This window comes from Streptosporangium roseum DSM 43021 (assembly GCF_000024865.1).
GTDB classification, from domain to species: Bacteria; Actinomycetota; Actinomycetes; order Streptosporangiales; family Streptosporangiaceae; genus Streptosporangium; species Streptosporangium roseum.
Genome location: NC_013595.1, coordinates 2,131,894 through 2,146,866, shown reverse-complemented (window position 1 = coordinate 2,146,866; position 14,973 = coordinate 2,131,894). Strand labels below are relative to the sequence as shown.

The following is a 14,973-nucleotide window of genomic DNA, read 5'->3' as shown; positions in this document are numbered from 1 at the left end:
CCGTCCGTCCCTCTGCGTCCTCCACCCCCCTCTGACCGGAGGCCATAATGGCGCGATCCCCCTACGGCAACTACGCCTACGCCATCCTCACCGCCAACGCCCTGCGCACCCCGGACAGGGTCGCGCTGACCTACTGCGGCGAGCGGAGCTTCACCTACTCCGAGCTCGACCGGATCGTCGACAGGCGCGCCCACGCCCTGACGGCGGCCGGGATCGAGCCGCGGCGGCGGGTGGCGGCGCTGCTCAACGAGACGCTGCACGTGGCCGAGGTCTACCTGGCGGCGGCCAAGCTGGGCGCGGTCACCGCGGCGCTCAACCCGTACTGGCCGGTGGACACCCTGCGGGAGGTCGTCGCGCACTCCGGCGCCACCGCCTTCGTCTACGACTCCACCGTCGAGCAGGTCGTGGCGGAGATCCGCCCCCGGCTGCCCGACGTGACCACCTGGATCAAGGTCGGCGGCCCGGGTGAGGACGTCGTGGACCTGGACGCGCTGACCGCCGCCGCCCCGGACGGGGAGTTCGCGCCGGACGGCTCCGGGGACGACCCGCTCGCCCTCTACTACACCTCGGGGACCACCGGGCTGCCCAAGGCCGCGATCCACACGCACGCCTCGTCCCTGGCGACCGCGCGGATCTGGCTGGACGTGCCGCGCGCCGAGGACTCGGTGCTCGGCACCGGGGCGATCATCTGGGGCATCGGCTTCCCCGCCCTGGTCGGGCCGGCGCTGTACGCGGGCATGCGGCTGGTGCTGGAGCAGGACTGGGGACCGGCGAACTTCCTGAGGGTGGTCCCCCGCGAGAGGGTCACCCACGTCTCGCAGATCCCGTCGTTCTACGCGGCCCTGCTCGGCTCCGACGACCACGAGGGGGTGGACCTGTCGTCCCTGCGGGTCATCATGCTGGGCGGCGAGGCGCTCCCCGCGACGCTGCTGGGCAGGATGAGGGAGCGGCTGCCCGGCGCGGGCGTCTACTGCTACTACGGCCAGACCGAGGCTCCCTACACCTGTTTCGGCCGGGTGGACGACGGCAGCACGCCGCTCGGCTCCTCCGGCAGGGCGCGGACCGGCAACGCCGTACGGATCACCGGGCCGTCCGGCGAACGGGTGGTCGGCGAGGTCGGTGAGATCAACCTGGCCGGGCCGCACCGGATGACCGGCTACGACCGGCTCCCCGAGAAGACGGCCGAGGTGCTCCGCGGCGAGTGGTACGTGGGCGGTGACCTGGGTGTCCTCGCCGAGGACGGCAACCTGACCGTGCTCGGCCGCCGCGAGGACGCGATCCTGAAGGGCGGCGCCTGGACGCAGCCCTCGGCGGTCGAGGAGGCCGCGGTGGCGCTGGACGACGTGGCCGAGGCAGGCGCGGTGGGCGTGCCCGAGCACGTCGAGGGCCGGGACGCGGCCGAGCAGAGGATCCTGCTCGCGGTGGTCGCCCGCTCCGGGCACTCGCTCGACCCGTCGAAGCTCGCGATCGCGCTCGCCGAGTCGCTGCCCGAGCACCGGCGGCCCGACCGCATCGTGGTCGCCGACGAGCTCCCCCACTTCCAGGACGCCTCCGGCGGCCCCGGCAAGCTGCTGCGCCGGGAGATCCGGGAGAGGTACCGGCACCTCCTGGAGGAGGCGTGAGCGGGTCCGATCCCCTGGCGACGGCGGGGCCGCCCCCCGAGCACGAGGTCAAGGCGCTGCTGCGGGAGGCCGGCGTGGCGGTGCCGCGCGGCGCCACGGCCGCCTCCGCCGAGGGCGTCGCCGCGGCGGCCGGAGGGCTGACCCCGCCGCTGGTGCTCAAGGCCTTCGGCCCCGGGCTGGTCCACAAGTCGGATTCGGGTGCGGTACGGCTGGCGCTCGCCGGGCCGGCCGAGGCCGCCGGAGCCGCGGCCGAGATGCTCGGCGGGCTCCTCGCCCAGGGCATCACCCCGGACGGGTTCCTGGTCGAGGAGCAGGCCGACCCGGGGGTCGAGCTGATCGTCGGCGTCGTCCGCGACCCGGGCTTCGGTCCCGTCCTGCTCGCCGGGCTCGGCGGCGTCTGGACCGAGGCCCTGCGCGACACGGCGGTGCGCGTGTGCCCGGTCTCCGAGGCCGACGCCCGGCGGATGCTCGCCTCCCTGCGTGGCTCCCGGCTGCTGCGGGGCTACCGCGGCCGTCCGGCCGCGGACATGGACGCCCTGGTGAAGCTGCTGCTGACGATCGGCGGGGCCGGCGGCCTGTGGGAGCGGCTGGAGCTCGGCGAGTTCGAGCTCAACCCGGTGATCGCCACCGGCCGGGGCGCCGTCGCGGTCGACGCCCGCTACATTCCGGGCGGCCCCCGCGAGGAGGCGCCGCGACCGGCCCCGGCGGCGGAGACCGACTTCACGGCGCTGTTCGAGCCCCGGGCCGTGGCCGTGGTGGGGGCCTCCGCCAGCCGGCCGAACTTCGGGAACATGTTCCTGGAGTTCTACCGGGCCACGGGGGTGCCGCTGGTCGCGGTCCACCCGGAGGCGGACGAGATCGACGGCGTGCCCGCCGTGCCGACGCTGGCGGACGCGGACGCCGACTACGCGCTGGTCGCCGTGCCCGCCGGCCGGTGCGCCGAGGTCGTACGGCAGGCGGACGGCATCCCGTTCGTCCAGGTGATGAGCGGCGGGTTCGGGGAGGCCGGCGCGCCCGAGCTGGAGGCCGGGCTGGTCCGGGCGGCGCGGGAGGCGGGGACGCGGCTGCTCGGACCGAACTGCATGGGTGTCTACAGCCCGCGCGGCGGCCAGACGTTCATCGGCGGCGAGCCGGGGCCGCCCGGCCACGTGGCGCTGATCTCGCAGAGCGGCGGGCTCGCCGGGGAGGTCGTCAGGGTCGGCGAGCGGCGCGGGCTGGCGTTCAGCCGGGTGGCCACGGTGGGCAACTCCGCCGACGTGACCCCTGCCGAGCTGCTGCGCTGGCTGGCCACCGACGAGCACACCTCGGTCGTCGGCATGTATCTGGAGGATCCGCGCGGCGGCCGCGCCCTGTTCGAGGCCCTGATGTCGGTGCGCGGCAGGCTCCCGGTCGTCCTGCTGGTCGGCGGCCGGAGCGCCCAGGGACGGCGGGCCGCCGCCTCGCACACCGGCGGCATGGTCGGCGACGACCGCGTCTGGCGGGCCCTGGCCGAGCAGTCCGGCGCCGCCCTGGTCACCGGTCAGGACGACCTGATCGGCGTCCTGTCCTTCTTCCAGTCCCACGCCCGCCGCCTGAGCGCCCTCCGCACCGACCCCGCGGACGGGGACCCGGGCGGGGATCCCGCGCTGCTGGTGATCGGGCCGAGCGGCGGGGCGAGCGTCCTGGCGGCCGACGTGTTCGACGCCGCCGGGCTCTCGCTCGACGCGTTGCCGGAGGAGGCGGAGGACGGGCTGAAGGCGCTCGGGATCGGGGTGGGCAGCTCCCTGGCCAACCCGCTGGAGATCCCGGTGGGGCCGCGTGGCCGCCCCGAGCTGGCCCGGGAGGCCATCGCGGCGATCGTGGCGCGGCGGCCGTACCCGGACGTCGTCGCCCACGTGAACGTGCAGAGCTTCTTCACCTACGGCAGTTCGGCCGAGCCGCTGTACGCCTGCGCCCGCAGCCTCGCCCGCGCCCAGGAGGACCTGCCCGAGGTCAGGATCACGCTGGTCACCAGGAACGGCGAGTGCGCGCCACCCGGGGTCGAGGACGGGGTCCGCGCGATCGCGGCCGGTGCCGGGATCCCCGTCTACCGTTCGATGGAGGCGGCCGCCGTGGCCGTCGCCGCCGCCAAACGTTTCACGCGAGGAGCTTGAGATGGGTCTGCTGGACGGCAAGGTCGCACTGATCACCGGTGGGGCCCGGGGCATGGGCGAGGCCCACGTGCGGCTCTTCCTCGAAGAGGGCGCCCGGGTCGTCTTCGGCGACGTGCTCGACGACGAGGGCAAGGCGCTCGCGGAGGCCACCGGGGCGCTGTTCGTCCATCAGGACGTGACGGAGCCGGAGGACTGGCGGCGGGCGGTGAGCACCACCGTCGAGACGTACGGCAAGCTCGACATCCTGGTCAACAATGCCGGGATACTGAAATTCCGTCGGATCGCCGACATGACGCTGGACGAGTACAGCCGGGTCCTCGACGTGAACCTCAAGGGCACCTGGCTCGGTGTCAAGTCGGTGATCGAGCCGATGAAGGCCGCCGGCCGGGGCTCGATCGTGAACATCTCCTCGGTCGAGGGCTTCATCGGCGCCGAGGGCATGTCCGCCTACGCCGCCTCCAAGTTCGGGGTGCGCGGCGTGACCAAGGCGGCGGCCCGCGAGCTGGCCCGCTTCAAGATCCGGGTGAACTCCGTCCACCCCGGCGCCATCAACACCTCCATGGTGATGGACCCGGAGATCGCCGCCGAGGTGGACGGCGAGGCGTTCCTGAAGTCCATGGTCATCAAGCGCTTCGCCAAGCCGGTCGAGGTCTCCAACGTGGTGGCCTTCCTCGCCTCCGACCGGGCGAGCTACTGCACCGGCAGCGAGTTCACGGTGGACGGCGGCATGCTCACCGGCGCGGGCTACTGAGCCCCGCCGTCGGGCTCCCGCCGGACAGGATCACCCCGGCAACGGGTTCTCCACCCATTGCCGGGGGGTGACGAACAGGCCGGTGGCCTCGACCAGGGGGGTGCCGTCGGGAAGGGCGATCCGCCCCTCGGACCAGGACTTGCGGCCTTCGGAGCGGGTGTATTCGGCGGTCGCCACCAGCGGCTCGCCGTAGGGGACCCGGCGCAGGTAGCGCACGGTCAGGGTGCCGGTCATCCCGGCGACGCCGGCCACCGCGACCGCGTGTCCCAGCATGTGGTCGAGGATCATGGCGCTGATCCCGCCGTGGACCGAGGCGGGTGGTCCCTCGTGCGTGGGGCGGAAGGTCAGCTCGGCACGGGCCGTCCTCTCCGGGGTGGTCTGGACGACCAGCGGGAGGGCGTGCGGGTTGGCCGAGCCGGTGACGGCGTTGCCGGCGTGGCGGGGCACGCCGTCGGGGCCGATCTCGAAGGGCTGGGGGGAGGTCCGCCTGCGGGCGCGCAGGCGCTCGGTGAGAACGCCCAGCTCGGCGGTGACGGCGGCGATCTCGCTCTCCGGGACATCGGTGAGCACGACCGCGTCGACCAGTTCACGGGCCTGCCTGGTCAGTACGGCCAGCGCGGCGAGGAGGGCGTCGGCGTCCTCGGTGGAGGCGAGATCGGTCGTCATGCCCCTACTTTAGAACACGTTCTACCGAATCGCATTCGGCCACCCGGAAGGCCCGCCACGCCGCCGGAGGGTAGATCTTTTTGTTTGACCGGTTTAATGCGTAAAAATCCCGAAAACGCCTCTGACGTCGGCATTTGTCACCCCAGCGAGGCCCCGACCCCTTGGTGTGCGCTTTAGCCTGTCTTGACCTTCCGCTCCATCCGGGTAGCCTCCCTGGTCACGGAAGACAACTGACCAATGGTGCCGCCACACGCGTCCCGATCGTCCCTCCGGATCGGTCCGCGTGAACGCGCCATCGCTCAACCCGTCTCCCGGTAGCCGGGTTGCGAGGGCGGCGCGACCATGCTTCACGGCCACCGGGGGTCCCCCTAAGCTTTCTATGACCCCTGAGATGCAGAAGTTCATCAAGCTGCTGGAGAGCGAACTCGGATACTCCGAGAAGAGCGGCGGTTACACCAAGTTCGGCCACTGGTACGGCGACAACGTCGAGTTCGACGCCGACTACACGGCGGCTCCCTGGTGTGACATGTACCTGTCCTGGGCGGCCAAGAAGCTCGGCTACGAGGACTGGGTCGGCCAGTTCGCCTACACCGTCTACCACGCCGAGTGGTTCAAGGAGCAGGACGCCTGGGGCACCACTCCCAAGCCCGGCGCCATCGTCTTCTTCGACTGGAGCGGCTCGAAGAAGATCGACAACATCGACCACGTGGGGATCGTCACCAAGGTGACGGGCAGGACGATCCACACGATCGAGGGGAACATCGACGGGGGCGTCGCCAAGCGCAAGGAACGCGACACCGGCAAGGTCGTCGGCTACGGGTATCCGGAGAAGATCAAGGCCCGGCTGGACAGGGAGGCCTCCCAGAAGCAGACGGTCGTCACCGCCGACGCCCGGGCGGACAACTCGGTGGCGCTCACCCCCGGGCCCAACCTGCTCGCGATGGTCCCCCCGCCCGACCTCGGCCGGGAGGCCGAGACCCCGGCGGCCACGGCGGAGCCCGGCCCCAAGCACGCCAAGACCGCCGCCAAGTCGCCCGCCAAATCCTCCGCCCGGGAGACGAAGGCCGCCGAGACGGCCCCGCGGACCACCCCGAAGACCAACCCGAAGACCGGCGAGGCCACCCCGAGGACCGGCGCGACCGCCGTCGATCCCCAGATCTCCGCAGGCCGTACCACCACGACCGGCAAGCACGCCAAACCCGCCACCGCGGACACCAACGCGCTCGCGACCACCCCGACCGCGCTCAGCAGCGGCCTCATGCCGCAGACTCCCCAGCTCGGCACGCCCGCCGTGCTCGCGCCGGTCCTGCTCGCCGCGGTCGCGATCATCGCCCACGCCAAGGCCCGGCAGTCGAGGACACGGCTCGCGTTCGCCGCGGGCGACAGCGCGCCCGTCCGCCCGCCCCGCCGGACCCCGGGCCGCCGCCGCGCCCCCGGCCGCCGCCGGATCACCAAGGGCACGCCCGTCCTGGCCGAGGAGCTCCGGATCACCCCGGAGGCCGTCCCCGAGACCACGCTCCCAGCCGCCGCGACGGCCGACTTCCCCTCGGTCACGACCCCGCTCGGCCACGTCAGGGAGAGCGGGCCACTCATCCCCGCCGAGCAGACCGGCCCTCTCATCCCCGCCGAGCAGACCGGGCCTCTCATCCCCGCCGAGCAGACCGGGCCTCTCACACAGGTCGAGCAGACCGGGCCCCTCACCCGCGTCGGGGAGGCCGGACTGGCCGACCTCATCGGGGAGGCCGGACTGGCCAACCTCACCCTCGCCGAGCAGGCGAGCCTGGCCCGCGCCGAGGAGGCCATCCGGGCCAGTCTCGCCCGCGACGCGCAGAGCGGCCTGGACGATCTCTTCCGGCCCGGGGAGAGCCTCCGGCCAGGCCTCACCCACGCCGGCCGGCCCGGCCCGCCCGGCCCGGCCCGCGCCCAGGGAACCGGCCCGGCCAACCGGCGCCACGACGGCCCTCAGGCCCCCTACCAGGGCAGGCGCCGCCTCCGCGAGCGCCCGGTCGTCGAGTCCTCGACCTTCGTCCAGGACGCCCCGCTACGCGGCCGGCGCCATCGCCGGTCCGAGCCCGTGGTCAGCACGACCATCCCGACCGGGCCACTCGCCGCCGAGCCGTCCGACGTCCTGGTCCACAGCGGCTACCGGGGCCGCCGCCGGGCGAGGGTGCCGGCCTGAGGAGGCGGGAGCCCGGCCCGGGAGGGACGAGGATGCCTGCCCTGAGGCAGCGAGAGCGCCCGTCCACGAGGACGGGAGGGCCGGCCCGGGAGGGACGAGGATGCCGATCAGAGGGGGCGGCAGCGCCCGTCCACGCGGGCGCCCGCCCGGGGACGGGCGGCTCCGGACGCAGCCGGCGCCGAGACCGGCCACCGCTGAAGCCGGCCGCCGCTGAGGACAACCGCCGTTAAAGGCAGTCGGCGGCGAAGGCCGCGAGGCCGGCGACGGCGTCGCGGCTGCGGCGCCAGGGACGGACGATCATGCGGTCCACGCCGAGCCCCTCCCAGCGGGAGATCTCGGCAGGACCGGCGAGTTCGTAGGCGTGCGCGGTGACCGAGAAGGGGCGGTCGTCGCGGAGCGCGGCGAGCCTGTCGAGCTGGGGGCGGATCGTGTCCGGGGAGTGCGGCATGCTGATCCAGCCGTCGCAGAGCCGGGCGGCCCGCCGCAGGGCCGCGCCCGACTCGCCTCCGGCCAGGATGGGCAGCCGGTCCTGGACGGGCTTGGGTTCGAAGGCGACTTCGGGAAAACCGTAGAAACGCCCCTCGTGCGCGACGACCGGCTCGGACCAGAGCCGCCGGGTCACCTCGATCGCCTCGTCCAGCCGGGGCCCCCGGGTGCCGAAGTCCACCCCGGCCGCCAGCCACTCCCCCTCGTACCACCCGGCGCCGACCCCGCAGATCGCCCGGCCCCCGGACACCCGGTCCAGGGTGGCGAAGGCCCGCGCGGAGACGAAGGGGTGCCGCAGGGCGTAGAGGTGCACCGCGGTGCCCAGCCGTACCCGTGAGGTCAGCCCGGCCAGCCAGCAGAGGTAGGCGGGGGCGTCGAACAGCGGGGTGGCCGGTGAGATGCCGGGCCTGTCGGTTCCCGGGTAACGCGCCAGCGACAGGTCGGTGGCGAAGACCAGATGCTCGGGCAGCCAGACCGACTCGAACCCGAGCTCGTCCGCCGCGACCGCGACGTCCCGCCAGGCGTCCGGATGGACCAGTCCGAGAGGGACGCCGAACCTCATCGCCGGCCTCCCGCCACCCGGCCCCGGCACACACGGATCACAGCCGTCTCCTCACCCCGGACACCCCGGCGGCCACCCCGCTCGGCCGCCGGCGGCACGCCCCGGCTCCGGCACCCGCGGATCACGGCCATCGCCGCATCTCCGGGGCTCCGAGGATCGCGGTTCTCAACCGTGCGCGGTGCAGGCCCGGGTCGCCGTAGGCGGCCGAGAGCGACCACACCCGGGCCAGCCAGAGGCCCAGATCGAGCTCGCCGGTGTAGCCGATCGCGCCGTGCACCTGGAGGGCGGTCCCGGCGGCCAGCTCGGCGGCCTCGCCCGCCGCGGCCTTGGCCGCGCTGACGTCCCGGTCCACGCTGGGCAGGTCCCGGTCCACGGCCAGAGCCGCGGCGTAGACCAGGGGCGCGGCGAACTCGACCGCGATGGCGACCTCGGCGAGCTGGTGCTTGACCGCCTGGAACGACCCGATCGGCGCGCCGAACTGCCTGCGGGTCCGCGCATAGCCGACGGTCGTGTCCAGCAGGTGCCTGGCCGCCCCGACGAGCTGGGCGGCCACCGCGACCGTCACCGCGCGGACGGCCGGGACGATCCCGGTCCGGAGCCGGGTGGCGTCACCGAACTCCACCCCGAACAGCGGCCTCGTCCGGTCCACCCCGGACTGCGGCGTCAGCCGTGCCGCCTCGGGCCGGACGGCGTACGGCACGCCCTCGCGCTCGACGATCAGCAGGTCGGCCAGGTCGGCGTCGGGCGAGTAGACCTGGTCGCCGATCCGCACGCTCACCCGCAGCGAGCCCGCGGCGAGCTTGCCCAGCGCCGGATCGCCGGCCAGCAGCAGCGGGGCGGCCACGGCGGTCTCGGCCACCGGACCGGGCAGCGCGGCCCGCCCGGTCTCCTCGAACGGGAGGACCGCGTCGACGAGTCCCAGCCCGAGGCCGTCGTGCTCCTGGGGTACCAGCAGCCCGAACAGCCCGATCTCGGCGAGCTGGGACCAGGCGGGGGTCCGTCCGTTCCGTACCGCCTCCGCCGGGCAGTGGGCCGCGAGCACCTGCCGGACGGCCGCCGCGAGGGCGAGCTGGTCGTCGGTGAATGCGAAGTTCATCGGGGCAGCCCCAGGACGCGTTCGGCGATGATGTTCCGCTGGATCTCGTTGGTGCCCGCGTAGATCGGACCGGCGAGGGAGAAAAGGTAGCCGTCCAGCCAGCGGCCCCCCTCCTCGGCGTCGGGGGCCCCGCCGTCCAGCAGGCCGCGTTCGCCGAGCAGCCGGAGGGCGAGGGCGTGCATGCGCACGTCGAGTTCGGACCAGAACACCTTGCCCATGCTGGACGCGGAGCCGATCTCCTCCCCCGCCGCCAGCCTGCGGGCGGTGCCGAAGGTGTGCAGCCGGTAGGACTCGGCGTCCAGCCAGGCCCGGGCCACCTGGTCGGCGAGGACGGGGTCGGCGCCGGTCGAGCGGGCCAGCCGGACCAGCCTGTCGGCCGTCGCGAGGAACCGGCCGGGGCTGCGCAGGGTGAGGCCGCGTTCGGAGGAGGTGGTGGCCATCGCGATCCGCCAGCCCTCACCGGCGGCGCCGAGCACCAGGTCGTCGGGGACGAAGAGGCCGTCGAAGAAGAGTTCGGCGAACCCGTGCTCGCCGTCGAGCTGGGTTATGGGCCGGACGGTGACGCCGGCCAGGGGGAACATGAAGTAGGTCAGCCCCCGGTGCCGGGCCGAGGCGGGGTCGGTGCGGAACAGCCCGAAGCCCCAGTCCGCGTAGGAGGCCCGGGAGCTCCACGTCTTCTGCCCGTGGAGCCGCCAGCCACCCTCGACCCGCTCGGCGCGGGAGGTGAGGGCGGCGAGGTCGCTGCCCGCCTCCGGCTCCGACCATGCCTGGGCCCAGACGTCGTCGGCCCTGGCCATGCCGGGCAGGAACCGTTCCCGCTGCTCGGCCGTACCGTGGGAGAAGAGGGTGGGGGCCAGGAGGAAGATGCCGTTCTGGCTGACCCGGCCGGGGGCGCCCGCCGCCCAGTACTCCTCCTCGAAGATCAGCCACTCGACGAGGCTCGCGCCCCGCCCGCCGTACTCGACGGGCCAGGAGACCACCGACAGCCGTTCCCCGGCGAGCAGGCGCTCCCACTCGCGATGTGCCTCGAATCCGTCCCGGGTGTCCATGGAGGGCAGCGGGACGCCGGGAACGTGCCCGGCCAGCCAGTCGCGCACCTCGGCCCGGAAGTCCTGCTCCGCCCGCGTGAAGTCCAGATCCACCCAACCAAACTAGCGCACGCTTGGGTAGCCGTACAGGGACGGGCCGCACGGGACGGGGCCCGGAGCGGTGGATCCGCTCCGGGCCCCGGTGGGCCGGACAGGCCCGGACGGGCCCTCGCGGGCCCGCGGCGGCGGGTCAGCGCTGGTCGGGCGGGCGCTGCCCCATGTTGCGACGCAGCTGTTCCAGCTCCGCCTCCAGTCCGGCGATCCGGGTGTTCGCCCCGGGGCCGGGCTTCTGCTGCGGCGCCCCGTACGGCGACTGCGGGTGGACCGCCCGGGTGTCCTCGGGTGCGGCCGGGAGCGGATAGGGCGGCCGCTGCGGGTAGGGCTGCTGCTGCGGCACGCCGTACGGCTGGCCGTGCTGGGCCGGGTGGCCGTACTGGCCCTGTCCCGGCGGCAGGTAGCCGGGCTGCGCGCCGTACGGCACGGGCGGGAAGGAGGACGGCGGGACCTTCGACCGCTGCTTGCCTCTGAGCACCGCGCCCAGCGTGCCGAGCACGAACAGGACGAGCAGGCCTCCGCCGCCCCACAGCACCCACGGCAGGATCGACGAGGAGCTCTCGTCCTTGCCGGCGGTGATGGCCTGCTGGGAGTCGGTGATGTACTTGGCGACGTACGGGTGGTTCGGCTGCAGCGCCTGGACCTCACGGAACTTGGGCAGCGCGTCGGAGTAGTGGTTCTTGAAGAACAGGTCGAGCGCCTCGTTGTAGGCCTTCGTCGTCACCGACTCGGCCGACTTGATGTTCTTCTCGTTCAGCTTCTCCCTGACGATGCTGACCGGCAGCACGAAGCTCTCCCCCTCGGTGGAGCCGCCGTCCTGCTGGATCAGGCCACCGACCAGGATGCCGATGACGTTGCCGTCCTTGCTGAACACCGGACCACCCGAGTTGCCCGGGTAGGACGGGGCCTGGGTCTGGATGTACGGCACGCCCTCGGGGGTCTGACGGCTGGCGTTGTAGGGGCCCTCGGTGAAGGCCGGGTCGAGCTTGGACTCGATGTTGAAGATCGAGGTCTGCGTCACCGTGCCGGGGAACCCGCTGATGTAGAGGGTGTCGCCCACCCGCACGTCCGAGTCCTGGCCCAGCGGGACGGTCGGCAGGTTGTTCTGCCCGTTGGCCTTGAGGATCGCGACATCCTTGCCCGGGTAGACCGTCCCCTTGGCCACCAGCTCGATCGGTACCGCCTTGGCGGTCTTGTCGACGCCGCCGCCGGGAAGGCTCTGCAGCAGGGACAGGGAGCTCTGGACGTTGCGGATCTTGATGTTGTCCGCGTTCCAGACCTGGAAGATCTTTGCGGCCGTCCGGACGATCTCGTCGTCGGAGGCGATGTCACCGAGGCTGGCAACCAGGTCGGCGGCGTCCTTCTCGTTGATCTTCGTGAGGGCCTGGGTGGCGAAGGTCTGCGCCAGCTCGCTCTCCTCCTGGCCGACGCAGTGGGCCGCCGTCACCATGTAACCGTCCGGCGTGACCCACCAGCCCGTGCACAGGCCGCCGGCCGTCGCCTCCACGACCCGCTCCGGCGCCCCCGGCGAGAAGTAGCGCCCCGGCTCCTTGGCCATCTGCTGGACGACCCACCGGTAGATGCTGTTCTCGTCCGACGAGATCTTGCCCGACTGGACCGCGGCGACCCCCTGCTGGGTCAGCCCTCTGATCGCCTCCAGGTTCGCCACCGGAGTCGGCACGGCCACGTCGGCCGTGTAGGACACCGAGGTCAGCTGCACGGCCGGATGCGTCCTGGCCGCCAGCCATGTTCCTACTGGAATATCCAGATCTTTCGGCTTTGCCATGGCGACACCAGGCAGGGCCAGCACACCGGCCAGCACCAGGCCGGTCACGGCGGTGAATCGTGCCCACATTTGCGTTCTCTCCCCAAAACTCGCTTCCCGAGGCGAGAGCATGCCGGGGACGACTTGAGGAGGACTTGGAAGCGACTGGGAGTTCAGCGGGAATCTCCGCTGATGTGCTGCGATGCTCCCGGCCGGGAGACGGGGAAAGCTCCGGCCGCCTGTCCGGGCGACGTGACGACAGGCCGGATTTCAGGCGGAGTCACCCGTGGGACTAGATCAACATCCCACCCCTATTCGGGGCACATTTAGCGAATCTACTGCATGCCCGAAAAACCTCGCCGGTTTCGCATGAGCATCTTCATCCCGGAAGAGGGCGGAGCCGTCCTGCGGGATCCCCGGAGGGCCGGGCCCCTGCGATCCGAGAGGACCGCAGGGGCCACAGCACCGGTCAGCACACCGGGGCCGCGCCTGTGCAGCAGGACGCCTGGGCCCCGTAGGTCCCGTAGGAACCCACGGCGCCGAAGAGATTGATCAGACCGACGGGGCCGACAAGCCCGTACGGACCGACAGGGCTCACAGGACCGCTGAAGACGGAACCGGCGGAACCCTGCGGACCGGCAGGACCCTGCGGACCGGCGGGACCGGCAGGACCCCGAGGACCGGCGGGACCCACAGGACCGGCGGGACCCTGCGGACCGGCGGGTCCCTCGGCACCGGGCGGACCGTCCAGCTCATCGGCGACCTCAGGACCGGGGACAGAGGTCGAAGAGGTGAGATTGAGAGGACCCTCAGGACCTTGAGGACCGGCAGGCCCCACAGGACCGGCAGGACCGGCGAGTCCATCGGCTCCGGGCGGACCGTCCAGCCCATCGGCACCCGCGGGCCCCTGAGGGCCGGCAGGCCCCATCAGTCCGTCGGCGCCCGCAGGACCCCGAGAACCGGCAGGACCCATGGGACCGACAGGCCCCATCAGCCCATCGGCACCCGCAGGACCGGCAGGACCCATCAGTCCATTGGCGCCCGCAGGACCGGCAGGACCCATCAGTCCGTCGGCGCCCGCAGGACCCCGAGAACCGGCAGGACCCATGGGACCGACAGGCCCCATCAGCCCATCGGCACCCGCAGGACCCGCAGGACCGGCAGGACCGGCAGGACCGGCAGGACCGATCAGCCCGTTGGCGCCGTCAACTCCGTCGGCACCCGCGGGACCGGGAGGACCGGCGGGGCCCGGAGGACCGGCGGGGCCGGGCGGGCCCGCGGGTCCCCGCTGGCCGTCCCTGCCGTGCTTACCCGTGAAGCCACGGGGACCACGGCAGCCTCTCCGGCATTCGCAGTGGCTACTGCGGCATTCGCAGTGGCTTCTCCAGCATCCGCAGTGGCCCCCGTGCCTGCAGTGGCTTCGCCGGCACTTGGAGGAGTGGTTGCACGCGCCGATAGCGGCCTTCCCGACGGAGTACGTGGAGGAAGCGGGAAGCGGGCCCACACCGCCGGCCCCGGACGGGGAGGCAGTCGTTTCCGCCTGCCCGGTGGTGGCGTCGGCTAGAGCCTGATTGGACGAGGCGAGAAGGACACCGGCCATGGCCGCTACGGCCAGGGCTCCGACACGCTTTCGGGAGATGCGACTTGACGTCCATCTGTTTCTCCAACGAAGCACTTAATTTCCCCTGACGTTCTTGGTATCGGAAGATCCCGATCAGTCACGCCGCGGTGGCGATCAGCCAGAAATTACCGTCGGAGAGCCGGATTCCACCCGTTGATGTAGCCCCAAAAAAGCAAATAAACGCCATGCAAATTAAACCTTCACTACTCCTTAGGCCACTTAGCCCTTTCTGTCGGGATTCAAAGCAGGATCAGGACGTATATGCGCGCTCGGCCTCACCTTCAAGTCGAACAACGGCCCGCCGGGGCCGGGGCACCGCGCCGGACGCTCTGCCACGGCGGCACGGTCCCGGCCCGTCACGCGACGCGCCGGTCCGCCGGCGACCGGTTCACCGGTCACCCTGCTCACCACTGCCCGGCCAGTACCCGGCGGGGCCGTCCGCGCTTCCTCCACCACCGATCAGCAGGCTCCCCGGCGCTCGGAGCGCCGGGGAGCCGAGATCGAGCGGGGTGAGCCGCCCGGAGGCCCGCGGAAAGGGTCTAGAAGGAGAAGACCGGGCCGGTCGCGCGGCGCATCGTGCAGGGGTTGCTGTAGGTGTGCTCGAACCGGATGTACCGGCCGTTCCAGATGCCGGTCGCGGTGGCCCTGACCGGGTCCTGCACCTGGGCGCAGATCCCCCATGGCGCCGGCGCGATCCCGGCGGGGTCGCCATACGCCGGCGTCAGCACGGCACACGCCCCACCCGCGTCAGGATGCGTGCCGGACACCGGAGCACACCCGAGCTGGACGCTCCGTGACGTGTAGCGCGGGTCCCGCAGCTTCTCGACGGTCAGCAGGAGATCTTTCAGCATGTCCTGCACGACCGGGTAGCTGGGGTAGCTCGGATAGCCGGGATACCCGGGGTAGACCGGGTAGGGGCGCGGCGGGATGGGCCACGCCACCGGCCCCGAC

Annotated in this window: 10 protein-coding genes; 4 read left to right on the top strand and 6 right to left on the bottom strand. The window is 72.7% G+C overall.

Annotated features, from left to right (window positions below; translation table 11 throughout):
• Window positions 1-47 precede the first annotated feature (47 nt).
• The 3 genes from SROS_RS09635 to SROS_RS09625 are packed head-to-tail and all read left to right on the top strand — an operon-like array spanning window position 48 to window position 4,505.
• Window positions 48-1,622, top strand: a complete 1,575-nt coding sequence (locus SROS_RS09635) for a class I adenylate-forming enzyme family protein (RefSeq protein ID WP_012888725.1) — start codon at window positions 48-50, stop codon at window positions 1,620-1,622.
• Window positions 1,619-3,754 carry an acetate--CoA ligase family protein gene (locus tag SROS_RS09630; protein WP_012888724.1) on the top strand — a complete coding sequence of 712 codons (2,136 nt, stop codon included), beginning with the start codon at window positions 1,619-1,621 and terminating at the stop codon, window positions 3,752-3,754. The genes SROS_RS09635 and SROS_RS09630 overlap by 4 nt, the downstream gene beginning before the upstream one ends.
• 1 nt (window position 3,755) lies before the next feature.
• Complete coding sequence (locus SROS_RS09625) at window positions 3,756-4,505, top strand: glucose 1-dehydrogenase (RefSeq protein WP_012888723.1); 750 nt, start codon at window positions 3,756-3,758, stop codon at window positions 4,503-4,505.
• Between the two features lie 30 nt (window positions 4,506-4,535).
• On the opposite strand, the gene SROS_RS09620 is transcribed toward SROS_RS09625, so the two are convergent.
• Window positions 4,536-5,171, bottom strand: coding sequence for a PaaI family thioesterase (locus tag SROS_RS09620; protein ID WP_012888722.1), 636 nt, complete (start codon window positions 5,169-5,171; stop codon window positions 4,536-4,538).
• Window positions 5,172-5,562: 391 nt separating this feature from the next.
• Here SROS_RS09620 and SROS_RS52790 point away from each other — a divergent pair, with 391 nt between their 5' ends.
• A complete protein-coding gene (locus SROS_RS52790) occupies window positions 5,563-7,350 on the top strand; it encodes a CHAP domain-containing protein (protein WP_052316905.1) in 1,788 nt (595 codons plus the stop codon).
• A gap of 226 nt (window positions 7,351-7,576) precedes the next feature.
• Here the strand turns inward: SROS_RS52790 and SROS_RS09610 are convergent, their stop codons facing one another.
• The 5 genes from SROS_RS09610 to SROS_RS09585 all read right to left on the bottom strand — a co-directional run bounded on the left by SROS_RS09610 (window position 7,577) and on the right by SROS_RS09585 (window position 14,963).
• Window positions 7,577-8,398, bottom strand: coding sequence for a TIGR03619 family F420-dependent LLM class oxidoreductase (locus tag SROS_RS09610; RefSeq protein WP_012888720.1), 822 nt, complete (start codon window positions 8,396-8,398; stop codon window positions 7,577-7,579).
• 121 nt (window positions 8,399-8,519) lie between these two features.
• Window positions 8,520-9,494, bottom strand: a complete 975-nt coding sequence (locus SROS_RS09605; RefSeq protein WP_012888719.1) for an acyl-CoA dehydrogenase family protein — start codon at window positions 9,492-9,494, stop codon at window positions 8,520-8,522.
• Complete coding sequence (locus tag SROS_RS09600) at window positions 9,491-10,636, bottom strand: acyl-CoA dehydrogenase family protein (protein WP_012888718.1); 1,146 nt, start codon at window positions 10,634-10,636, stop codon at window positions 9,491-9,493. The genes SROS_RS09605 and SROS_RS09600 overlap by 4 nt, the downstream gene beginning before the upstream one ends.
• 136 nt (window positions 10,637-10,772) lie before the next feature.
• Entirely contained in the window at window positions 10,773-12,491 is a 1,719-nt protein-coding gene (locus tag SROS_RS09595; RefSeq protein ID WP_012888717.1) for a S1 family peptidase, read from the bottom strand.
• 2,070 nt (window positions 12,492-14,561) lie between these two features.
• The gene (locus tag SROS_RS09585) at window positions 14,562-14,963 is read right to left on the bottom strand and encodes an SSI family serine proteinase inhibitor (RefSeq protein WP_012888715.1); all 402 of its coding nucleotides are present in this window, start codon (window positions 14,961-14,963) and stop codon (window positions 14,562-14,564) included.
• Between the last annotated feature and the right edge of the window lie 10 nt (window positions 14,964-14,973).